This is a genomic window from Pseudochrobactrum sp. sp1633 (assembly GCF_030376605.1).
GTDB lineage: Bacteria > Pseudomonadota > Alphaproteobacteria > Rhizobiales > Rhizobiaceae > Pseudochrobactrum.
The window spans coordinates 32,501-55,870 of record NZ_JARRAE010000018.1 but is presented as its reverse complement, the minus strand read 5'-3'; the positions used below and the strand labels follow the sequence as shown (position 1 = coordinate 55,870).

20 protein-coding genes are annotated in these 23,370 nt (G+C 52.9%); 15 read left to right on the top strand and 5 right to left on the bottom strand.

The window, feature by feature from the left end; all coding sequences use genetic code 11:
• Positions 1-87 precede the first annotated feature (87 nt).
• Positions 88-1,173: an acyltransferase gene (locus P8H26_RS15670; protein ID WP_289634129.1), complete on the top strand. Its 1,086-nt coding sequence runs from the start codon at positions 88-90 to the stop codon at positions 1,171-1,173.
• 71 nt (positions 1,174-1,244) lie between these two features.
• Here P8H26_RS15670 and P8H26_RS15665 read toward each other — a convergent pair whose 3' ends face one another.
• Together P8H26_RS15665 and P8H26_RS15660 are read right to left on the bottom strand one after the other, a co-directional pair.
• Entirely contained in the window at positions 1,245-2,294 is a 1,050-nt protein-coding gene (locus P8H26_RS15665; RefSeq protein WP_289634128.1) for a dipeptidase, read from the bottom strand.
• A 170-nt stretch (positions 2,295-2,464) separates the two neighbouring features.
• Positions 2,465-2,674 carry a hypothetical protein gene (locus P8H26_RS15660; RefSeq protein WP_289634127.1) on the bottom strand — a complete coding sequence of 70 codons (210 nt, stop codon included), beginning with the start codon at positions 2,672-2,674 and terminating at the stop codon, positions 2,465-2,467.
• A gap of 56 nt (positions 2,675-2,730) precedes the next feature.
• On the opposite strand from P8H26_RS15660, the gene P8H26_RS15655 reads away from it, so the two are divergent.
• The 7 genes from P8H26_RS15655 (at position 2,731) to P8H26_RS15625 (ending at position 10,489) form a co-directional block, all read left to right on the top strand.
• Positions 2,731-4,329, top strand: a complete 1,599-nt coding sequence (locus P8H26_RS15655; RefSeq protein ID WP_289634126.1) for an ABC transporter substrate-binding protein — start codon at positions 2,731-2,733, stop codon at positions 4,327-4,329.
• Entirely contained in the window at positions 4,326-5,339 is a 1,014-nt protein-coding gene (locus P8H26_RS15650) for an ABC transporter permease (RefSeq protein ID WP_289634125.1), read from the top strand. Before P8H26_RS15655 ends, P8H26_RS15650 begins: the two co-directional genes overlap by 4 nt.
• On the top strand, positions 5,336-6,238 hold the full coding sequence (nikC, locus tag P8H26_RS15645; protein WP_289634124.1) for a nickel transporter permease: 903 nt from the start codon (positions 5,336-5,338) through the stop codon (positions 6,236-6,238). The genes P8H26_RS15650 and nikC overlap by 4 nt, the downstream gene beginning before the upstream one ends.
• 8 nt (positions 6,239-6,246) lie before the next feature.
• Positions 6,247-7,074: an ABC transporter ATP-binding protein gene (locus P8H26_RS15640; protein ID WP_289634123.1), complete on the top strand. Its 828-nt coding sequence runs from the start codon at positions 6,247-6,249 to the stop codon at positions 7,072-7,074.
• Positions 7,074-7,814 (top strand): ABC transporter ATP-binding protein, encoded by a 741-nt coding sequence (locus tag P8H26_RS15635; RefSeq protein WP_289634122.1) that lies wholly within the window; start codon positions 7,074-7,076, stop codon positions 7,812-7,814. Before P8H26_RS15640 ends, P8H26_RS15635 begins: the two co-directional genes overlap by 1 nt.
• A 93-nt stretch (positions 7,815-7,907) precedes the next feature.
• Positions 7,908-9,407, top strand: coding sequence for a serine hydrolase (locus P8H26_RS15630; RefSeq protein ID WP_289634121.1), 1,500 nt, complete (start codon positions 7,908-7,910; stop codon positions 9,405-9,407).
• 164 nt (positions 9,408-9,571) lie between these two features.
• Entirely contained in the window at positions 9,572-10,489 is a 918-nt protein-coding gene (locus tag P8H26_RS15625; protein ID WP_289634120.1) for a LysR family transcriptional regulator, read from the top strand.
• A gap of 36 nt (positions 10,490-10,525) precedes the next feature.
• Here P8H26_RS15625 and P8H26_RS15620 read toward each other — a convergent pair whose 3' ends face one another.
• From P8H26_RS15620 to P8H26_RS15610, 3 genes are all read right to left on the bottom strand, one after another.
• Positions 10,526-12,574: a TRAP transporter permease gene (locus tag P8H26_RS15620; protein WP_289634119.1), complete on the bottom strand. Its 2,049-nt coding sequence runs from the start codon at positions 12,572-12,574 to the stop codon at positions 10,526-10,528.
• A gap of 153 nt (positions 12,575-12,727) precedes the next feature.
• The gene (locus P8H26_RS15615; protein WP_289634118.1) at positions 12,728-13,717 is read right to left on the bottom strand and encodes a TAXI family TRAP transporter solute-binding subunit; all 990 of its coding nucleotides are present in this window, start codon (positions 13,715-13,717) and stop codon (positions 12,728-12,730) included.
• A 153-nt stretch (positions 13,718-13,870) separates the two neighbouring features.
• Complete coding sequence (locus P8H26_RS15610; RefSeq protein WP_289634117.1) at positions 13,871-15,292, bottom strand: short-chain fatty acyl-CoA regulator family protein; 1,422 nt, start codon at positions 15,290-15,292, stop codon at positions 13,871-13,873.
• Between the two features lie 275 nt (positions 15,293-15,567).
• Here P8H26_RS15610 and P8H26_RS15605 point away from each other — a divergent pair, with 275 nt between their 5' ends.
• The 7 genes from P8H26_RS15605 to efeB all read left to right on the top strand — a co-directional run bounded on the left by P8H26_RS15605 (position 15,568) and on the right by efeB (position 23,367).
• Positions 15,568-17,082 (top strand): MmgE/PrpD family protein, encoded by a 1,515-nt coding sequence (locus tag P8H26_RS15605; protein WP_289634115.1) that lies wholly within the window; start codon positions 15,568-15,570, stop codon positions 17,080-17,082.
• Positions 17,083-17,115: 33 nt separating this feature from the next.
• Positions 17,116-18,300: a 2-methylcitrate synthase gene (gene prpC, locus P8H26_RS15600; protein ID WP_374708313.1), complete on the top strand. Its 1,185-nt coding sequence runs from the start codon at positions 17,116-17,118 to the stop codon at positions 18,298-18,300.
• A 23-nt stretch (positions 18,301-18,323) separates the two neighbouring features.
• Entirely contained in the window at positions 18,324-19,235 is a 912-nt protein-coding gene (prpB, locus tag P8H26_RS15595) for a methylisocitrate lyase (RefSeq protein WP_289634112.1), read from the top strand.
• A 104-nt stretch (positions 19,236-19,339) separates the two neighbouring features.
• Entirely contained in the window at positions 19,340-19,639 is a 300-nt protein-coding gene (locus P8H26_RS15590) for a zf-TFIIB domain-containing protein (protein ID WP_289634111.1), read from the top strand.
• Between the two features lie 395 nt (positions 19,640-20,034).
• Positions 20,035-20,856, top strand: a complete 822-nt coding sequence (efeU, locus tag P8H26_RS15585) for an iron uptake transporter permease EfeU (protein WP_289634109.1) — start codon at positions 20,035-20,037, stop codon at positions 20,854-20,856.
• Between the two features lie 9 nt (positions 20,857-20,865).
• On the top strand, positions 20,866-22,056 hold the full coding sequence (efeO, locus tag P8H26_RS15580) for an iron uptake system protein EfeO (protein WP_289634107.1): 1,191 nt from the start codon (positions 20,866-20,868) through the stop codon (positions 22,054-22,056).
• 3 nt (positions 22,057-22,059) lie between these two features.
• Positions 22,060-23,367 (top strand): iron uptake transporter deferrochelatase/peroxidase subunit, encoded by a 1,308-nt coding sequence (gene efeB, locus P8H26_RS15575; protein ID WP_289634106.1) that lies wholly within the window; start codon positions 22,060-22,062, stop codon positions 23,365-23,367.
• The last annotated feature ends 3 nt before the right edge of the window (positions 23,368-23,370 follow it).

The window sequence follows — 23,370 nt, the reverse complement described above, 5'->3', positions numbered from 1 at the left end:
GCTTCTGCTTGAAGTCTTGCCGAAACAAACAAATCAATGCGTTACAGCGGTCTGTGCGCATTTGAGGAATGTGATCGGGTGGGGCAAATGCAGACAAACACTGTTCTTCAGATTGAAAAATTCAACTCAGTGCAGATTTTGCGCGGGCTGGCGGCATTACTGGTCGTTATCGGGCACACATTGCAACATCCGATGGCTGAGCCGCCGCGAATTCTGGGTGTTTTCGGTGCTTTCGGCGTATCTATTTTCTTCGTCATCAGCGGATTTATTATCAGTTATATTAATCCGCGCGGCTTTACGCCGGCAGGTTTTATGTGGCGACGGATTATACGTGTGGTGCCGCTTTATTGGATCTGCACGGTATTTCTTGCTCTTTGTGCCGTGTATTTGCCAAGCCTGTTTAAATCGACAAGCTTTACACCAGACTATTTGTTTAACTCGCTCGCCTTTCTTCCGGCACTGGTACCGGGGACAGTGGATGACTGGCGACCATTGCTGAAGCCCGGCTGGTCACTCAATTATGAAATATTCTTTTATATCATTTTTGTGCTGTTCTGGTGGTGTGAGAACAGTTTGCGGCGAACAGTGCTGATGACTTTGGTTCTTGGTGCTCTGATTTCCGGTGCATTTTTTGTTGAGCGAAACGGCAGTATCGCGGCTTTTTACTTCAACTTTAATCTGATGCCGTTTCTTGCCGGTATGTGGCTGGCTGAAATGCAGCGCAGAGGTGTCTGGAGCGATTTCTCGGTGAATTCTCTGCCTGTGCTGCTGTTCTTTGTAGCACTCAGTATTGCGGCTCTCTTCAGTATTGATCTGACCAGAATACCGTTCTTTATAGAAAGCCTTGCTTATCTGCTTGCATCTGTCTTGCTGGTTGTGACGGCGCTTTGTACGGATCGCTGGGTCAAGGATATCTCGCCACGCAATCTGTTCGTGCAAATTGGCGACAGTTCCTATTCGCTCTACCTGACCCATATGTTTGTTGTCGGTGCGGGCTGGGCGGTTTTCAACCGGCTTGGTTTGAGCGGCTGGGCTTTTCCATTGGCTGTGATCGCAATTATCATTGCAAGCCTTATCGGGGCAAAAATTTCTTATTTGATTATTGAAAAGCCGTTTATGCGCTTAGGGCGTAAAAAAGCGAAGCTCGGGAATCCGGTGCCGCAGCCATCCTGAATGTTATGAAAAAGGCCTCCGTATCTTAGCGGAGGCCTTCTATCATTTTACGGGTCGTAATCGCAGCGATTTTACGCCCATGTCTTTTCGAGGACGCGGATCCAGTTCTTATGGGCGATCTTGTCGATGGTTTCCTGATCGTAACCGGCTTTGCGCAGTTCTTCGATCAGAAGCGGCAGATCAGCTGCGCTGCCAAGTGCATCAGGAATGGTTGTGCCGTCAAAATCCGAGCCGAGCGCCACATGATCCACGCCGATACGGTTGATGATATAATCAATATGACGCACCATTTCGCTCAATGGTGTGGCAGTGATTTTCTGGCCGTCTGCACGCAGGAAAGACACGCCGAAATTGATGCCCATCAATCCGCCGGTTTCTTTGATAGCGTCCATCTGCTTTTCAGTCACATTGCGGCTATGGGTGCAGAGCGTGTGCGCATTGGAATGGCTGGCCACAAGCGGTGCATCGGAAATGGCAGCAATATCCCAGAAGCCCTTGTCATTCATATGCGATAGGTCAACCATGATCTTCAGCTCATTACAGGCACGGATCAGGTCTTTACCGGCATCAGAAAGACCCGGGCCGATATCCGGTGTGCTCGGGAAGCGGAACGGTACGCCGTAAGCGAAAATATTCGGGCGGCTCCAGACCGGACCCAGTGTGCGCAAACCAGCCTGATGCAGCACATAAAGCGCATCCAGATCAGCGCTGATCGCTTCAGCACCTTCAATATGCAATACTGACGCAAATGAGCCATTGCTCATTGCTGTGCGGATGTCGTCCGCGCTGCGGCAAATCTTCAGGCCACCGTTCGATTGCGCCTCAATCTTTGCCAAAAGGGCGGCCATGCCGAGAGTGATTCTCAGAGCGTCGCCCTGTTCCGGTGTCGGATAATCGCCGTTTGCATCTTTTTCCATCGACGGCGACGGCACATAAATAGCGCAAAGACCACCGGCAAGACCGCCTTTTTTGGCGCGTGGCAGGTCGATATGGCCGACCTTTTCGCCTTCGATGAAGCGCTTGACCGGATTGGCTTCAGAGTCTGTCCACAGACGCAGAAGCACATCATTGTGGCCGTCAAAGACAGGTGTAAGGGTATCTGCCGATGAAGAATTGGACATAGGGAAGAACCTTATTCATTCTGGAAAGTGCCATAAAATATGTCGCAAACAGATAGACTTAGTTTTTGTTTGCAGATTTTACGGTCACTGGAGCGATGGTTTTGGTGTGTCGGAAAGGCAGGGGCAGGCGCTTATCAAAGCGTGCTGCTGGAAGTGTGTAACTGAACATTTTACAAGGAAATTGCAAATGCGTTTTCTTGCAAGGCATAGTCCGCATCTGCATAGCCTTTTATTTTACTAAATAACGAAGTTTTGAACAGGATTCTGCATGCAAGCTCTGCATGAGGGCTGGCAAAATCTGCATTGGCCGCGTTATTGGGCTTCATGATAATTAAGCCGGGTTTATTGACGGTTTTCTTATATAGAACAGAAATAATCACTGGCGGGGGCTCTCGGCCAGTTTCTTGCGTTTACGGATAGGGAAGAGGAAATCACCGTGATTTCAAGACGTAATTTTTTGGCGGGCGCTGCTGCTGTTCCGTTTCTGTCATATGCAGGCCTCTTGCCTGCGATTGCTGCCGGTCGTCAGGACATTCTGGTTGTGGCCATGCAGCTGGACAACATGACTTCGCTGGATCCGCATGAAAGCTTTGAAGCTGTTGGCAGCGAAATCTGCAACAACATGTATCAGCGTCTTGTTCATCCGAGCTTTGAAAATCCGGAGCAGATTGAAGGCGGCGTAGCCACTTCATGGGAAGCTGATGCTGAAGGTAAAATCTATACTTTCAAAATCAACCCGGATGCAAAATTTGCCACCGGCAACCCGATCACCGCTGAAGATGCTGCGTTCTCGCTGCACCGTGCGATCAAGCTGAACAAAGGCCCTGCTTTCATCATCGGCCAGTTCGGTCTGACCCCTGAGAATGTTGAGAAAGCTGTTGTCGCGACCGATGCCGGTACGCTGACCATCTCTCTCGAAACCCCGACTTCCCTGTCCTTCCTGCTCTATTGCCTGTCTTCAAGCGTTGGTAGTGTTGTTGAGAAGAAAGTCGTTATGGAAAATGCTTCCGGCGATGATCTCGGCAATGAATGGCTGCGCAAAAATAGCGCCGGTTCCGCTGAGTGGACACTGGCTGCATGGAAGCCAAGCGAAAGCGTTATGCTGAACCTGAACCCGCACGGCGCCTATAAAGGCAATGTGAAGCGTATCGTTCTGCGTCACGTTGCTGATCCTTCATCCCAGCTCCTGATGCTCCAGAAAGGTGACGTGGATATTGCGCGTAACCTGACTTCCGAGCAGCTTCGCGTGATCCAGAAAGACGAAAACTTTACGCTCGTGCGTAAAGGTATCGCCGGTATCGGTCTGATGTCGCTCAACCAGAAAGTTGAAAAACTGACCAATCCGAAGCTCTGGGAAGCGATCAAATGGGCGATCGACTATAAGGGCATTCAGGAAAATATCGTACCTTTGACCCACCAGATCCATCAGACAATTATTCCTGAAGGTTTCCCGGGTGCAGTCAATGACACTCCATTCCAGAAAGATGTTGCCAAAGCGAAGGCTCTGATGACTGAAGCTGGTCTGGCCGATGGTTTCTCCATCAGCATGGATCATTATTCCGCACAGCCTTGGCCGGATGTTGCTCAGGCAATTCAGGCAAACCTTGCTGAAATCGGCATCAAAGTAGAACTGCGTGCCGCTGAAAACCGTCAGGTTCTCACCAAGATGCGTGCCCGTGAGCATGAAATCGCTCTGACATCATGGGGCTCGGACTATTTTGATCCGAACACCAATGCGGACGTATTCTGCAATGTGACCGATCTGTCTGACGATGCGAAAACCAAACCTTTTGCATGGCGTTCAAACTACCAGAATGCAGATTTTGCTAAGAAATCTCTGGCTGCACGCGATGAAAAAGATCCGGCAACACGCGTTAAACTTTATGAAGACCTGCAGCGTGAATTCATGAACAACAGCCCGTTTGTTGTCATGCTGCAGACTGTTATGACAGCCGCTTGCCGTAAAGACGTTACTGGCATGCGCCTCGGCGTTCTGTCTGACAGCCACTCTTACGCAGGGATTGCGAAAGCTTGAATAAGAGACTGAAAACTCTGACTGGTACTCTGAGCAGCGTGTTAATCACGCTGTTCGGACTAGCCATTGTCACTTTCATGATTGGCCGCGTTATGCCGGTTGATCCTGTGATTGCAGCCGTCGGCGATAACGCGCCGGAGGCTGTTATCCAGCGTGTGCGCGCGGAGATGGGGCTGGATCAGCCGCTCGTCGTGCAGTTTTTCCACTATATCGGTCAGGTTTTGCACGGTGATCTCGGCAACTCCATTCTGACCCGCAACCCTGTGACCACAGATATTGCCCGCTATTTTCCGGCGACCCTTGAACTGGCAACCGCAGCGCTCCTCCTCGCTGCCTTGATCGGTATTCCGCTGGGTGTATGGGCTGCTGTGCGTCAGGGCACACTGACGGATCAGACGATCCGCGTTATCTGTCTGGCCGGTCACTCCGTGCCGACATTCGTGCTGGCTCTGATTTCGCTTCTGGTTTTCTACGCCGCTCTCGGTATTGCACCGGGACCAGGCCGTCAGGATATTATCTTTCAGGACATGATCCCACATGTCACTGGTATTCTGACGATTGATACGCTGATCGCCGGAGACATGGAAGCTTTCTGGGATGCGCTCGCGCATATGGCCCAGCCGGTTATCATTCTCGCTTATTTCAGCATGGCTTATATCACCCGTATGACCCGTGCATTCATGCTGGATGCCCTTAAGGGTGAGTTCGTTGTCACAGCCCGCGCCAAGGGCCTGTCCGGCACAGCAGTGATCTGGAAACATGCTTTCCCGACGGTTGCCGTGCAACTCGTTACCGTTCTTGCCCTGACCTATGCCGGTCTGCTTGAAGGTGCTGTGGTTACGGAAACCGTGTTCAGCTGGCCTGGCCTTGGCCAGTATCTGACTGTTTCACTGATGAATGCAGACATGAACCCTGTCGTCGGCGCCACTCTTCTGATTGGTGTTATCTATGTCGGGCTTAACCTGCTCGCTGACATTCTTTACAAGGTACTGGATCCACGCGTCAGATGATTTTCTCAAATTTTCATAACTGGGCGCTGGACGAAACTCCGTCCTCGCCGTCGCAGGCACTCTGGGGTCGGCGCTACCGTATCTGGCTTAACCTGAAGTCAAATCCGCTGGCGATGATCGGCCTGTTCATCATCCTTCTGTTTGTGTTCATCGCAATTTTTGCGCCGTGGCTTGCGCCCTATGATCCGAGCATTCAGAATCTCGGTAATCGTCTTGCTGTACCTTCTGCTGAGCATTGGTTCGGAACGGACGAGCTGGGACGCGATATTTTCTCGCGTATCCTCTATGGTGGCCGTGTAACGCTCGGCATGGTTATTGCCGTTGTTATTCTGGTTGCGCCGCTTGGTCTGATCATTGGTTGTGTGGCGGGTTATTTCGGCGGCATCGTCGATACAATCCTGATGCGCGTGACCGATGTTTTCCTCGCTTTCCCGCGTCTGATTTTGGCTCTGGCTTTCGTAGCAGCGCTGAAACCGGGTGTTGAAAGCGCGGTTCTGGCGATTGCACTCACCGCATGGCCGCCTTATGCGCGTCTGGCGCGTGCGGAAACCATGACCATCCGTAACACAGACTATATCGCAGCTTACCGTCTGACCGGTGCCAGCCCTGCACGTATCATCGCCCGTCACATCGCACCTTTGTGCGTGCCGAGCCTGATTGTGCGTATTACGCTGGATATGAGCTCGATCATTCTGACCGCGGCAAGCCTTGGCTTCCTCGGTATGGGCGCTCAGCCGCCTTCACCGGAATGGGGTGCGATGATTGCAACTGCCAAGCGCTTTATTTTTGAGCAATGGTGGGTTGCCACAATCCCGGGTCTTGCGATCTTCTTCGTTTCGCTCGCTTTCAACTTCCTCGGCGATGGTCTGCGTGACGTCCTCGATCCGAAGCAGAATTGAGGGTTGAAATGCTGGTAGATATCAAGAATTTAAGAATCGCATTTGAAACCCGCACCACACGCTTTGAAGCGGTGCGGGGGCTCTCTCTGCAACTCGGCCGTGAAAAGCTGGGTATTGTGGGCGAAAGCGGTTCGGGCAAGTCTCTGACTGCCCGTGCCCTGATGAAACTTCTGCCGAATATTGCGGAAGTCAAAGCTGACAAGCTTAGCTTTGACGGACAGGATCTGCTCACCGCATCTGAAAAACAGATGCGTCAGATCCGCGGTAAGCGCGTTGGTTTCATTCTGCAGGACCCTAAATATTCGCTCAATCCTGTGAAGACCATTGGTGTTCAGGTGGCTGAAAGCTGGCGCACCCATAAGGGCGGCAGCAAAAAACAGGCAATGGAAGCGGCGATTGATCTGCTGGATCAGGTGAAAATCCGCAATCCGCGTGAAGTGGCACATACCTATCCGCACGAAGTCTCGGGCGGTATGGGACAGCGTGTCATGATCGCTATGATGCTGGCGCCGGATCCGGAACTGTTGATTGCTGATGAGCCGACCTCGGCGCTTGACGCAACTGTGCAGGCCGAAATTCTGCGTCTGATTGATGATCTCGTGGACAGCCGTGGCATGGGTCTGATCCTGATCAGCCACGATCTGCCGCTTGTTTCCCATTTCTGTGACCGCGTTATGGTTATGTATATGGGGCAGGTGATGGAAGAGCTGAAAGCATCGGAACTCAACAATGCTCAGCATCCTTACACCAAGGGTCTGCTGAACTGCATTCCGTCGCTGACGCATCCGCGCGATCGTCTGCCGGTGATGACCCGTGATCCGGAGTGGCTGAAATAATGATTGAAGTTGATAATCTGAAAATTCAGTTCGGTGACAAGCAGGTCGTTAAAGGCGTTTCGTTTAACGTCGAAAAAGGCGGCAGCTTTGGTATTGTGGGTGAGAGTGGCTCGGGTAAATCGACCATTCTGCGTGCGATGGCCGGTCTGAATGAAAGCTGGAGCGGCCGCATTTCCTTTGATGGTAAAGATGCACCGCTGAAGCGCACACCGGAATTCTTCCGCTCTGTGCAGATGGTGTTTCAGGATCCGTTTGGCTCCCTGCATCCACGCCAGACCATTGACCGTATTCTGAGCGAGTTGTTGCTGGTTCACAAGATCGACAATGTTGAAGGACGCATCAAGCAGGCTCTGTCTGATGTGGCTCTGCCGCAGACGTCACGCTTCCGCTATCCGCACCAGTTGTCCGGTGGTCAGCGTCAGCGTGTGGCAATTGCCCGTGCTCTGATTGCAGACCCGCAGGTATTGTTGCTCGATGAGCCGACTTCGGCATTGGACGTTTCTGTTCAGGCAGAAATTCTCAACCTGCTGTCGGATCTGCGTGAAGAGCGCAATCTGACCTATGTGCTGGTGAGCCATAACCTCGCGGTTATTGCCCATCTCTGCCCTGAAGTGGGTGTGATGCAGAATGGTATCATGGTCGAGCAGCTCTCCGCAGAAGATCTGCGCGCAGGCCGCACCACGCATCCGCATACAACAGAACTACGCGAGTTGAGCATAACGGTTGAAGAACCAAAATAATGAGAGTGCAACAGGCCGGATTTTCCGGCCTGTTTCTTATCAAAGAAAAAATTATACAGACCTGCATAAACAGGGGCATGGGAAGACGCGATCATGGCTATGAACTGGGACGCCGCCTTAACAACTGCACAAAAACTGGCTGCACAATGGCCTGCCAATGAGCCGGGCGGAGTGATTATCGGTTTCGATGCCGATGGCATCCGTTTTAGCGCTGCCAGCGGTGTGGAAAGTCTGGCAACCCATCAGCCGTTTTCTGCCGACAGTGTTGTGCGCTACGCCTCTGTTACCAAGCATGTCTTCGTTTCGATGGTGCTGAAACATGCAGATAAAATCAGTCTTGATGACCCTCTTGGCAAACATCTGCCGGAACTGAAAAAGCCGCTGAGCGAAGTGAGTGTTGGTCAGGCGCTGGATATGAGCGGCGGTCTGCCGGATAGCCGCGAATGCCTGACATTGCTGGGTCTTTCCATCTATACGGAAACGCAGAATGATCGTCTGATGGATTTCCACGCGACGATGGAGCGTCTCAATTTTGATGCCGGTACGCAGGTGTCCTATTCCAATACCGGCTACCGTCTGGTGGAAATTGCGCTTGAGCGTCTGGGCTTGCGCTTTGATGATTACCTGCAGAATGAAATTGTTCCGCTGCTGGGCGTGCAGCTGAAAGCGCCGGATGTCTGGAATGATCCGGTGGATGGTCTGGTGCCGGGGTATTGGCATGATGGTAAAAAATGGCAGCTGAGTTCAGCCGGTCTCTATATTTCTGCGGCGGGCAGCCTCACCGGTAGCGGTACTGCTTTGGCGACATGGGCGCAGGCGCTGATGTGTGGCAAAGGCCAGCTTTCCGGTGTGATTGAAAAGATCAGCGCGCCACGCAAAATGGCTGATGGCCGTCTGTCTGCCTATGGCCTCGGTTTTGTCGGCTCTGAACTCGATGATCTGAAACTGGTCGGCCACGGTGGCTCGCATCCGGGCTATAAGAGCTATGTGCTGATCTGCCCTGAACATCAATGTGGTTTTGTTGTTGTTGCCAACCGCGACGATGCCAATGGCAGCAAAATGGCACAGGCTGCACTGGCCGCTCTGACAGGTCGTAACTTGCCACAGGCTGGCAGTACAATTCCGGATGGTTTTTACGTCACGGAAACCGGTCATCACTGGGTTGAGATGAAGGGCGGGAACGTCACTTATATCGACAATGAAGATGCGCTTTATGATGAAGGCAATGGCTGGTTCTCATCGCGCTCGGCAACCTCGCCAATCTTGCTGCACTGGACTGGTGAAGTGCTTGAAGGTGAACTTGGCCATGCGCCACGTAACCTTTATCCGGTAACGCCAAAGTCTGCGGGCAGTGAACTCGACGGCAACTGGAAGTCGGTTTACGGCGCGTCCTTCGAAATCGTCAACGGCACTGCAATTATGGGCGTTGGCCCTGTGCAGCAGACCATGCCGATCACAGATTTGGGCTATGGTCGTTATCTGTTTACACTCCATGATGGACCGTGGGTCAAGCGCGTTTGCATTAACCGTCTGAGTGACGATCGTGTGGAACTGGTGCTGAGCCGCAGCCGCATGCTGGAATATACCCGCTGATCGTCAGCAACTGAAGTGATTGCCGCTCTCTGATATTTGCGAATATTTAAGAGGGCGGCCGTTTTTTATGTTTCTGTTCAAATATGCCGACATGTCGTATAAGGCCTCTTCTGAGCTTGCATATCCGTATGCGGGAGAAGCAATCATGACGAAGGATCAGTATTGTGGAAATCAAGTGGGTAGAAGACTTTCTGGCGCTTGCTCATACCTTGAATTTCTCCAAGGCGGCGGATGAACGCCACGTTACCCAGTCTGCCTTCAGCCGTCGCATCAAGCAGCTGGAAACATGGCTCGGCACAACCCTGATTGACCGTGCAACCTATCCGTCACGTCTGACTGAAGCGGGCGAGAAATTTATTCCGGTCGCGCAGGAAACGCTCAGATCCCTTTATCAGGTGCGCCACGGTTTTCAGGCAAACCAGACACTGGAAACGCAGACGATTTCTTTTATTGCGCTGCACACATTGTCTTTCACTTTTTTCCCGCAATGGCTGAAAGAAATCAGTGACACCACATCGCCGGTTTTTACCCGCCTGCGTCCCGATAGCGGTAGCGTTGAAGGCAATGTGAATGCGCTTGTCGACGGTGATTGCGATTTCCTGCTGACCTATGTGCATCCGTCGGTGCCTTTGTTACTGGATGCTGCAGATTTTGATTACAAGGTCGTTGGTTATGAGAAGATTATCCCGATCAGCACGCCGGATGCCACGGGCAGGCCGCTGCATATGGTTGGTCGCGATGACCAGTCCTTTGAGTACATCGGTTATGAAAAATCGTCCTTTTTCGGTCATTTGCTGAGTGAGCTTTTTGCACGCAAAATGCCGGAACACCGGCTTGTTCATGAAGGCAGCATGTCCATCGGCCTGAAGGGCATGGCAATGGCCGGATGGGGCGTGGCATGGGTGCCTGCCAGTCTGATTGCAGAGGAGCTGGCAAGTGGTCAGCTGGTGCCAGGTGCCGATCCGTCATGGAATATTTCACTGGAAATCCGGCTCTACCGTTCCAGAAGCAATCAGCGCACAGTGATTGAGCGCTTCTGGAGCAAGCTTGATGCTCCGGAGCAAAATAAAGAAGCTGGTTGATATAAAAAGGGCAGCCTGAGCTGCCCTTTTTATTGTTTATACCATTTGCGGTTGCCTGAAGCCCGTAACTTGACGCATCAGCACGGGGGTCAGCAGAGCTAATCCAAGCAGTGAGCTATAGATTTCCGGCACCACCAGCAGGATGGCTGCGATAATCAGCAAGACCTGTTCCCAGACTTTTGTGCGGATTAGCATGAAACCGGAAAGCGCTGCACCAAGGGCGGTAATCCCGATCACACAACCGAGGAATGCGACCACAAATTCGCTCCACGAGAAGTTGGCATTGACCAGCAACAGAGACGGCGAGAACACGAACACAAATGGCACCAGCACTTTGCCAAGCCCGAGGCGGAAGGCGGTATTGCCGGTTTTGAACGGATCAGCTCCCGCCATACCCGCCGCTGCATAGGCCGCGAGTGCCACCGGTGGCGTGATATCAGCCAGAATACCGTAATAGAACACGAAGAAATGCGCGACGAGTGGTTCAACACCGAGCATTGCCAGCGTAGGGGCAGCAATGGTTGCCATGATGATATAGTTCGCGGTTGTTGGAATACCACAACCCATCAGAATACAGACATTACCGGTCATGATCAGCGTGAACAACAGTGTCAGTGTTGCTCCGCCAACAAGCGAAGCAGGCAGGAATGTGCCGAACCAAGTCGCGATGTCCGCTGCTGTTGTGGTAACAATATAAGAGATTTTAAAGCCGACGCCGGTGAGGGTGACCACGCCGACAACAATACCCACGGTTGCGGCTGCGGCACCAACGGCCAGCGCGTATTTTGCGCCGTCACGCAGGCTGTCGAAAACTTCTTTGACGGACATGCGTTTGCGCGGATTAAGCAGGCCAACGGCAATACACAGTGTAATCCCCCAGAATGCCGCGAGATAAGGTGTGTAGCCGGAGAGCAGAACGCCAATCAGCACCACAAGCGGAATGACGGTTGGCCAGTCGCGTTTAAACGCTTCTTTCAGATCCGGCATTTCTTCCGGTGTCATACCGCGCAAGCCGGTGCGTTTGGCTTCAAAATGCACCTGCATCAACACGCCGAAGAAGTGCATGAAGGCTGGTACAATGGCGGCAATAATAATGGTGGTGTAAGGCAGATTGAGGAACTCAATCATCAAAAACGCGGCAGCGCCCATGATCGGCGGGGTGATCTGACCGCCGGTCGAAGACGCGGCTTCAACCGCAGCAGCGAAATTGCGTTTATAGCCAAGGCGGATCATCGCCGGTATGGTGAGGGAACCAACTGTCACCGTATTGGCGACGGATGAGCCGGAAATCATGCCGAACAGCGCAGAGCCGAAGATAGATACTTTGGCGGGACCACCGGCATAACGCCCTGCGACCCATGCCGCACAATCAAGAAACAACTGCCCCAGACCGATACGGGTGGCAAAAACACCAAACAGCACGAAGTGGAACACATAGGTAGCGACAACGCCAAGCGCGATGCCGTAAACGCCCTGTGTTGTCAGATAAAGATGGTCGATAATCTGCGAAACTGACGAGCCCGGATGCACGAGAATGCCGGGCATTGAAGGGCCGAAATAGGCATATGTCATAAACAGCACGGCGATGATCGGCAGCGGCCAGCCAACTGAGCGGCGCGTGGCTTCCAGCAGCACAATAATCAGCAAGCCGCCAAGCATCACATCTGTTTGTGTCGGGTTGCCGACGCGGAAGGCCAGATCATCCAGCGGAATAAGCGGTACATGCATCACCGCGACGACTGCACCGATTGCCAGCGCCCAGTCGATGATGGAAATACCAAGCGGGCGCAGCAGCGTGGATTTTGCCGGTTCTGAATAGCCTTTTGGCGAAAACGGGAAAACGAGAAACACCAGACCCAGTACGAATGCCAGATGGATGCCGCGATGCATGGTTTCAGACAGAATGCCGAAACCTGCTGTATAATAATGAAACAGCGAGAGAACGACCAGCAACGCGCCGACAATACGCGCAGTGACAGGCAACAGGGGACGAAAGCGGATCTCAGAGTCGAATTTCTCTTCGAGCTCACGCGCTTTTTCTTCATCCAGTTCCATCGGCTTCAACGGTTGTTGCTCTGTGGTCATGGGAAATTTCCTGAAAATATAGCTAAGGCGCTGGCGTTCACGGGCTATTTCTATCAGCCGGACGCGCACATCCATTCAAAATGCGTATTGAAAGTCACAAGAAAATGCCCGCACCGGAAATATTGAGATTCTGGTGCGGGATGATTGTTGTGATTATTTCAGCAAGCCTGCTTCTTTATAGAAGCGCTCTGCACCCGGATGCAGCGGGATGCCGAGGCTGGTCACTGCATTTTGCAGAGTGATCATCTTGCCTTTGGCATGGCCGGCATCGAGTGCCTTGCGGGTTGCATCATTCCACATGGTCTTGGTGATGTTATAGACCAGCTCATCAGATTGCTTGGCGCTTGTCACCATCTGTGCAGCCACAGAAATCGTGTTGGTTGCTGCCACATCCTTATAGGTGTCAGCAGGAACAGTATCCTTGGCGAAGAAGCTGTACTCTTTCAGGATTTTATCCATCTCAGGCCCTTCAATCGGAACCAGAGAAATGCCGTTGGTGCTGGCCAATTCGGAAATAGCACCGGTCGGATAACCGCCAACGAAGAAATAGGCATCCAGCGCGCCGTCTTTGAGACGGTCACCGGCAGGACCCGGTTTCAGGTATTCTGCCTTTACGTCTTTTTCTGTCATGCCATAGGCCGCGAGCACAATACGGGAATCAACAATGGTGCCGGAGCCCGGCTCATCAAGCGAAACGCGTTTGCCTTTCAGGTCTGCAACAGATTTGATGCCTGCATCTTTGCGGGCAACCAGATGCACTGTTTCCGGATAGAGTGTTGCGATCAGGCGCAGATCTTCAACTTTGCCTTTGCCGTCATAAAGGCCGGTGCCGGTATAGGCCCAGTAGGCCACGTCAGATTGCGTGAAACCGGCTTCAAGACCACCGCTTTTCACTGCATTGATATTCGCGACCGAACCGTTTGAAGACACAGCGGTGGCAACCAGACCCGGCACACCCTGATCACCGTTACCGGAAATCGCATTGGCGATCAGACCGCCGATCGGATAATAAGTCCCTGCAGTGCCGCCGGTGCCGATGCGGAAAAATGCCGGTGATTGTGCTGTTGCAACGGTTATGCCCAGTGCAGCGGTTCCCAACACTGCTGCTGCCATAAACCGGCGAAAATTCTTACCAAGTTTCATAGTTACCCTCCCAATATAACTTCCTCAGCGGTGAACATGAAAAGGCTGACGCAACTTGTCAACCTTTCTGATATAGATAGAAACCACATTATACTTTAGTATAATAAGAAAATTCCTATTGATTTCAGATGCATGGCGGAGGCGACCCTTGTTTCATGCTGTCATATAGGGGGCAAAATTCGTCTGTGCCTCATCGACCTGTATCGTTGAATAAAGGGCAGGGAACGCCCGCTGCGGGCATTTCTGCCGTTCGCAGATTTTGCAGCCTGCACCGATGGGCGTGCGTGCGGCGGGATCATCCAAAATCATCCCCTTGGAATAGACCAACCGGTCTGCGTGGTGCAGATCGCAGCCAAGCGCGATGGCAAAGTTTTTGGAAGGTGCTTTGAAGCCGCCCTGCCGGTGACGGATCATCTTGGCAATCCAGAAATACGTACGGCCGTCCGGCATTTCGGCCTGCTGGGTTAGAATCCGGTCGGGCGAGGAAAAGGCCGCGTAGATATTCCACAACGGGCATGTGCCGCCGAAGCGTGAAAAGTGAAAATCGGTGGCGGATTGGCGCTTGGAAATATTGCCCGCCCGATCCACACGGATGAAGAAAAACGGCACACCACGCGCCTCAGGCCGTTGCAAAGTGCTCAGACGATGGCAGATGGTTTCAAAACTCACCGCATATTTTTGTTCAAGCAGTTCAATATCATAGCGCAGCTGCTCGGCACTGTGCCAGAAATGCATATAGGGCATCAGCACCGCACCGGCGAAATAATTGGCGAGGCCAATCCGCGCCAGCACCCGCGCTTCAGAGCTGGAGAAAACGGTTTTCTCTAAGAGCTGATCCAGCAATTGTTTCTGTTCGAGAAACGCAATCTGCGTTGCCAGCTGAAAGGCTTGCTGCCCCTCATCAAGGCGGGGAGAGAGGCTGACAATGCGGGTACCGCTGTCAAAATGGCGCACGGTGTTGTTGCTGTCGTCGCTTGTCTGTTCCACCAGTCTTACGCCATGCAACTGCATCAGCCGTTCTGCCAGCGCATGTTTCATTTTACCCACCGGCATGCCGATTTTGTGGCTCAGCGCCTCGCCCTCCTGATCCAGCTCGGCAATATAATTACGGTGGGCATAGAAATATTCGCGCACTTCTTCATAAGGCGTGGAGAGCATCACCGGCAGATCGGCAGAGCGGTCATTGCCCAGCTGGTTCGCAAGATATGCAGCCTGCTCCTGCGCTTCTCCCAGCTGCTTATGCATTTCCACTAAAAGACGCCCGACTGCGGGCATATTAGCGGCGAGTTCACGGATTTCTGTTTTGCCGAGTTGCTCATTCAGGCGTGGATCGGCAAAAACTTCACGCAGATCGCCAAAGAGACGTGCTTCATCGGCTTCAGAAAACAACTGCACATCAATGCCGAAAGCCTCGTTGAGCCGCAGCAGAACCTGCACGGTTAAAGGGCGCTGATTATTCTCAATTTGATTGAGGTAACTTAAAGAAATTCCAAGGGATTTTGCCAAAGCATCCTGTGTGAGCCGGCGTTCTTCCCGTAGCTTTTTCAGTTTTATGCCAACAAAAGTCTTACGCATTCCTCAGGTCCTCCCGACCAGTCAGATGAACGCTGACACTCCATTTCCATATTCTGAGCAGTCCCTGCGCAAAGGCAGTAACTTCGCAAACTTCACAATTTCACAAAAAATCACCGCCGTCACTTCGCTTTTTCAACCATAGGCGCAAAGTTTTGCCGCTGTATAGTCGGTTTCAAGAGTGCATTCGGCTTCGCAAGTTACACATTGGGCTGCTGTCTGATGACGGCAGAAATGACCGTTATAGCCCTTGGCTATGGCAGAAAAGGATCTGGTCTGTGAAACTCCATAAAGTGCGTACCTATAAATCTGCTGAACATCTGGCGCGTGAAGATCAGCTGGCATGGAAGTTTGCAGCTATGGCTGCCGATGATGTGCCGCTGGATGATGATGTGGTTGAAATGATCGGCAACCGTATCATCGACAATGCGTCAGTTGCAGCGGCATCGCTGATGCGCCGTCCGGTTGTCAGTGCGCGCATGCAGGCACTTGTCCATCCATATAAGCGTGGAGCCACCGTGTTCGGTCTGCCTGCGGATCAGCGCGTGTCACCGGAATGGGCGGCGTGGGCGAATGGTGTTGCGGTACGTGAACTGGATTTCCACGATACATTCCTTGCAGCAGATTACTCCCATCCGGCGGACAATATTCCGTCGATGCTGGCGGTTGCGCAGCATTGCGGGCTCAATGGTTCCGCACTGGCACGTGGTATTGCTACCGGTTATGAAATTCAGGTCAATCTCGTGAAAGGCATCTGCCTGCATGAGTTTAAAATCGACCATATTGCTCATCTCGGGCCTTCGGCCGCGGCCGGTATTGGCACCATGCTGGGATTAAGCACCGAGCAGATTTATCAGGCTATTCAGCAGGGTCTGCATACTACAACCACCACGCGTCAGTCCCGCAAGGGCGAGATTTCCAGCTGGAAAGCCTATGCGCCAGCTTTTGCCGGTAAAATGGCAGTGGAAGCAGTTGACCGTATTATGCGCGGTGAGGGCGCACCGTCTCCGGCATGGGAAGGTGAAGACGGTTTCATCGCATGGCTGCTTGGTGGCCCAAAAGCCGAATATTTTGTGCCGGTGCCGGAAATCGGTGAGCGCAAACGTGCGATCATGGATACTTATACCAAAGAACATTCGGCGGAGTATCAAAGTCAGGCGCTCATTGATCTGGCTCGCCGTATGCGCTCAAACGTTAAGGATTTTGCCAAGATTGCCAGCATTGTGCTGCATACCAGCCATCACACCCATTATGTGATCGGCACCGGTGCAAATGATCCGCAGAAAATGGATCCGAATGCCAGCCGCGAGACGCTTGACCATTCGATCATGTATATTTTTGCGGTCGCGCTGGAAGACGGCACATGGCACCATGAGCATTCTTATGCGCCGGAACGTGCCAAGCGCCCTGAAACGGTGGCACTGTGGCGCAAGGTCAGCACGGTGGAAGATCCGGCATGGACGAAGCGCTATCACAGCCATGATCCGAATGAAAAAGCCTTTGGTGCGCGTGTTGTCATCACCATGCAGGACGGCTCGGTGATTGAGGATGAGCTGGCATTGGCCGATGCGCATCCGCTGGGTGCCCGTCCGTTCAAACGACCGGATTATATCCGCAAATTCCGCACATTGGCTGAGGGTATTATCAGCGAGCAGGAGCAGGATCGTTTCATCAAAACCGTTGAACGCCTGACTGAGCTGACTGCCGATGAACTGGCAGGGCTTAATATTACTGCGCTGCCGGGCAAATGCGAGCCGGGTAAAGCGCATGGCATCTTCGACTGGCAAGGTTGAACAAAGGGCGGAAACAGGGAGAGAGTGATGAGCATGACAGAAAGTGCAACAAATGCCCCGATAGCCCCCGTTAAAAAGAAGTCCGTGGCTTTGTCGGGTGTGGTGGCCGGTAATACAGCGCTGTGCACAGTCGGGCGCAGCGGCAATGATCTGCATTATCGTGGGTTCGATATTCATGATCTCGCTTTGCAGTGTGATTTTGAAGAGGTTGCACATCTTCTGGTGCACGGCACGCTGCCGACCAAACGTGAATTGATTGCCTATCAGCAAAAACTCAAAGCGATGCGCGGTCTGCCGACCAATGTGAAGGCCGCGCTCGAATTGCTGCCCGCTGCAAGTCATCCGATGGATGTGATGCGTACCGGCGTCTCCGTTCTCGGCTGCGTACTGCCGGAAGTCAGCGGGCATCCGCAGGCCGGAGCTAAAGATATTGCAGACCGGCTGATGGCTTCCCTCGGTTCGATGCTGCTCTATTGGTATCACTTTGCCCATCATGGCCGCAGGGTTGAGCTGGAAACCGATGATGACACAATCGGCGGTCATTTCCTGCGCGTTCTTCATGGCAAAGAGCCGACACCGGCTGCCGTGCGGGCGATGAATATTTCGCTGATCCTCTATGCCGAACACGAGTTTAACGCTTCGACTTTCACAGCGCGTACCATCGCGGGCACGGGTTCGGATGTGTATTCTTGCATAGCCGGTGCCATCGGTGCGCTGCGGGGCCCGAAACATGGCGGCGCCAATGAAGTGGCGCTGGAAATCCAACAACGTTATGCCGATCCTGATGAAGCAGAGGCCGATATTCTGCGGCAACTGGAGCAGAAACAGGTGGTCATCGGTTTCGGCCATCCGGTCTACACGATTGCCGATCCGCGTAATGAGATCATCAAAAAAGTTGCGCTGGAATTGTCGGAAGAAGCCGGTACCACCAAAATGTTCGATATTGCCGAGCGTATTGAAACGGTGATGATGGACAACAAGAAAATGTTCCCGAACCTCGATTGGTTCAGCGCGGTTTCTTACCATATTCTCGGTGTGCCGACTGCAATGTTTACACCGCTTTTTGTGATTGCCCGCACTTCCGGCTGGGCAGCGCATATCATCGAGCAGCGTATTGATAATAAGATCATCCGTCCGTCCGCTAATTATATCGGCCCTGATAATCTGACTTTTGTGCCGATTGATGAACGATCCGCAGCAACTCCCAAGCCTATTTAACTGAGACAGTCTGAGTGAGTATTATGCCTTATTTATCTGCTTCCGATCTGCCAACCAAACCCGCCGGTGAGCGGTTCCGTGAATTGATGAACAGACCCGGCATTGTGCAATTGCCGGGTGCGCATAATGGTATGGCGGCCATTCAGGCCCGCAATGTCGGTTTTGAAGGGCTTTATCTCTCCGGCGCGGCCATGACAGCCTCAATGGGCTTGCCTGATCTCGGTATTATCACCGTGGATGAGGTGGCGTTTTTCATCCGCCAGATCGCCCGTTCCAGCGGTTTGCCGCTCGTGGTGGACGGCGATACCGGTTATGGTGAGGCGCTCAATGTGATGCATATGGTGCGTACATTCGAGGATGCAGGCGCTGCCGCCGTACATATTGAAGACCAGTTACTGCCAAAGAAATGTGGCCATCTGAATGATAAAAAACTGGCCGGTGCTGAGGATATGGCGGCGAAAGTGGCCGCTGCTGCCAAGGCGCGTCGTCATCTGTATTTGATTGCCCGCACAGATGCGGCGGCGAGTGAAGGCATGGACGGCGCTGTGGCACGTGCCAAACTTTATATGGAGGCCGGTGCCGATGCGATTTTTCCGGAGGCGCTGAATACGGCAGAAATGTTCCGCGAATTCGCCAGACGCATGCCCGGTGTGCCGCTGCTCGCCAATATGACCGAATTTGGCCGCACGCCTTTCTTCACTGCGCAGGAATTTGAGGAGATGGGCTATAAAATGGTGATCTGGCCGGTGTCTTCTCTACGCGTTGCCAACAAAGCGCAGGAAAAACTCTACGCCACCATCAAACGCGACGGTGCCACTGAAGCGATGGTCGGTGAAATGCAGACCCGCGCCGAGCTTTATGAGGCAATCGGCCTGAACCAATATGAGGAACTTGACCGCACCATCATCAAAAGCATTGTGCCGACAATGGATTAAAAGGAATAAGGCAGGCTTTAAGGGATAAAACAATGATTTTGCACTTGAAAAACCGCAATTGCCAACCCAAGTGCAAATCCTGACCAATCAGGAGGCCCTCAATAATGCTTTGCCCTATCGATAATACCGAGCTTGTCATGTCTGACCGGCAGGGAATTGAAATCGACTACTGCCCGAAATGCCGTGGTGTCTGGCTTGATCGCGGTGAGCTGGACAAGATTATTGAGCGTTCCGTACCTGCCGAGCCTGTGCGTACCGCTGCTAAGGAAGAGCATCGCTCTGATGAACGCTCCCGTGACCGCGACCATGATCGGGATCGCGACCGCCGCGACTATGATGATTACGGACATGGCAAGCCATACCGTAAGAAGAAGTCGCTGCTGGGTGAATTGTTCGATTTCTGATCCTGCAAGCAGAACTTCATCTATCAAACCTGCACCGGAATCACCGGTGCAGGTTTTTTTGTTTCGTGCTTTGCAGAGGGGGGGTGACGCAGAGATAATCACGCTCAGACCAGCCTGAGCTGCTATGCAGTCTTTTGTCTTTTCCAATGTTTTTAAAATAAAATATCAAGTTTTTCCCGGCTGGTGCCGGTTCGTAAAAATCTGCGTGCGTCCGTGTTTTTGCATTGCCGGAAATTATATGCTCGTGTAAAAGATGACTGTAATTCACATATTTCTTCGTCTTTGCTTAGACCTCTGCTTTTACTGAATGAGTGATTGTTCCGGCCCGGGCATTTTCATTGTAACGCAGGTTTTTTCCGGCCTGCACATTTATTAATGACACTGCGAGCAAGCCGATGTTGGCACCATTTCTGATCATGCTGCGCGAGGGGCTGGAAGCCGCTCTTCTGACCAGTATTATTGCTTCTTATCTGAACAAGACCGGACGTTCTTCCTATATGCCTGCCGTCTGGGTTGGTATATTTCTGGCCATTGCGCTGTCCTTTCTGGCCGGTGCCGCCTTGCAGATTATCAGTGCTGAATTTCCGCAAAAAATGCAGGAATTGTTTGAGGCCATTGTCGGCTTCATTGCCGTGATCGTGCTGATGTCTATGGTGCTGTGGATGAAGAAGGCCGCACGCTCTCTCAAAGATGAGCTCCAGCATTCTGTTGAACATGCGCTCGCAGCAAAATCTGCCACATGGGCGCTGATCGGCATGGTGTTTTTTGCCGTGGCGCGTGAGGGGCTGGAATCCGTGTTCTTCCTGCTGGCAATTTTTCAGCAAAGTGAAGGCTATTCCGCTCCGCTCGGTGCGTTTTTAGGTGTAGCTGTTTCCGTGGTGCTCGGCGTGCTGATTTATCAGGGCGGGCTGCGTCTGAATTTACGGGTGTTTTTCCGCTGGACGGGTATCCTGATTATTTTTGTCGCGGCTGGTCTGTTGTCCGGTTCCCTGCGCAGCCTGCATGAGGCGGGTATCTGGAATTATTTGCAGGCACCGGCATGGGATCTGAGCCATGTGCTGCCGCTGTCTTCACCACTTGGCACATTGCTGTCCGGTCTGCTCGGCTATCACGATACACCGGCAGTGGGTGAAGTTATCGCCTATGTCATTTTTCTGTTTGCAGCGCTGGCCATCTATCTCAAGCCTGCCCCTGCACAAAAAACCGCAACGGTCTGAGAGGCTGTTATGAGCAAACGTCAATCTTCGCCGTCCTCACAACCGTCTTCAGGCATGATGAAACTGGCCGTTGCCGGTTCTGCCGTACTGGCTGTTGCTGCCGGTGGTCTGTTTTATTACGCAACCATTACCAAAAAATCCGCTGGCAATGAAAAGTTGATCGCGATTGAGGTCGGTGCCAAGGCCTGCGACCCGATGAACCTGACCTTGCCTTCAGCGCATCACAGTTTTGAAATTCATAATCGCTCTGACCGTCCTGTTGAGTGGGAAATTCTCGACGGTGTGATGGTGGTGGAAGAGCGGGAGAATATCATTCCGGGGATGAAGGCTGTCCTGCGTGCGCAATTGCAGCCGGGTGATTATGAAATTACCTGCGGTCTGCTCTCCAACCCGCGCGGTAAGCTGACGGTAACACCGTCGGAACATTCTGCGCAGACTGCTGTTGCTAAGCCGGATACCCGCGCTTTCATCGGGATGCTCTCGGAATATAAAGTGTTTCTGGTGATGCAGAGCAATGCCGCGCTCAAAGGGGCGGAGGCCTTGCAGGCAGCGATCAACGCCGGTGATGTGCAGGCCGCGCGCGCAGCGTTTTTACAGACGCGTGAAGCTTATGAGCGCACAGACGTGCTTTCCAGCCGCTTTGCCGATCTGGCTTCAAAAATTGATCCTGTCGCAAGCTATCTGGAAAAGCGTGAAGAAGATCCGGCATTTACCGGCTTTCACCGTATTGAATATGGTCTGTGGGATAAGAACAGCACAGAGGGGCTGGGCGTTTTCGCAAACCAGCTGACGGCTGATCTGACCACGCTGAAAGAGCGTCTGAAAACAACAAAACTCACGCCGGATATGCTGCTGCGCAATGTTGCAGGCTATCTCAATCAGCAGGCTGAGGGCGCGGTGATGGCCGGAGATAATGCCTATTCGCATCTCGATCTGGCTGATCTGACTGCAAAGCTCGATGGCGTGGAAAAGGTGCTGATCCTGCTGCGGCCGCTCAGTGAAAAACCTGCCGCGACGGACACGCAGAATGCGCTGGCAGCATTGCAGAACCTGCGTCAGGAACTGGCAACTCTGTCGGCGGGAAATCCCGAGCGTTCCTACACGGAAATTGATGAGGCTGCACGCCGCGTGCTGGCGGAAAAAGTGAAAACACTCAGCCAGAAAATCACCGCACTGATGTCGGCAATCGGACTGGAGTAAGTGATGACAAAGCAAGAGAACAAGCTCACTGCAAGCCGCCGCAATGTCCTCAAAGGATTGGGACTGGCACTTGGCGGCACCATAACTGGGGGCTATGCGCAAGCCGCATCTGCTCCGGTTGAACATCATGTAACCGACGCGCCGGTTGGCAGCGATGGTTTTCATCAGCGCCAGCCTTTTTACGGTATTCATCAATCTGGCATCGCCAATGCCCGCCCTGCACACGGGCTGCTTGCATCCTTTGATGTGCTGGTGAAAACGCCTGATGATCTGGAGCGCCTGTTCCGCACGCTTACGCAGCGCATTGCCTTCCTCACACAGGGCGGCACACCGCAGGATTTCGACCCGAAATTACCGCCGGCGGATTCCGGTATTCTCGGTCCTGATATCCGCCCCGATAATCTGACGATGACTGTGGGTCTGGGCGACAGCCTGTTTGAGCATCATCCGTGGTTGAAGCCGCATAAGCCGAAGCTGTTGCAGCGCATGACCAAATTCCCGAATGATGCTCTGGTGGCTGATCTGTGCCACGGTGATCTTTCGCTGCAATTCTGTGCCAACACGCCGGACACCAATATTCACGCCTTGCGCGATATTCTCAAAACCATGTCCGATCTGGTTTTCCTGCGCTGGAAACAGGAAGGCAATGTGCCGGTGATTCCGCCATCGCCTTCTGGTGAGATTGAAAGTGCGCGCAATTTCTTAGGCTTCCGCGATGGTTCCGCCAATCCTGATGCCGGTGACAAGAGCCTGATGAACCAGCTGGTCTGGGTGGGTGAAGCCCATCAGGAGCCGGACTGGGCAGCCAATGGCTCTTATCAGGCGGTGCGTCTCATCCGCAATTTTGTGGAGCGTTGGGATCGCACGCCTTTGCAGGAGCAGGAGCTGATTTTCGGGCGTAAGAAAATGTCCGGCGCGCCGATGGACGGCACCAATGAAAGTCAGGTTCCTGACTATACCAAAGACCCTGAAGGCAAGGTCACGCCGATGGATGCGCATATCCGGCTTGCCAATGACCGCACCCATGCCACACAGAAAAATCTCATTCTGCGCCGTCCGTTCAACTACTCCAACGGTGTCACCAAATCCGGCCAGCTTGATCAGGGGCTGCTTTTCATCTGCTACCAGGCCGATCTGGAACAGGGCTTTATCGCTGTGCAGCGCAAGCTCGATGGCGAGCCGCTGGAGGAATATATCAAGCCGGTCGGCGGCGGTTATTTCTTCATTCTGCCGGGGGCTGTGGACGAGAAGGATTATCTCGGCCGCACTCTGGTTGAGGCCATCCGCAACCATCCGGATAACAAAGTTTAACCT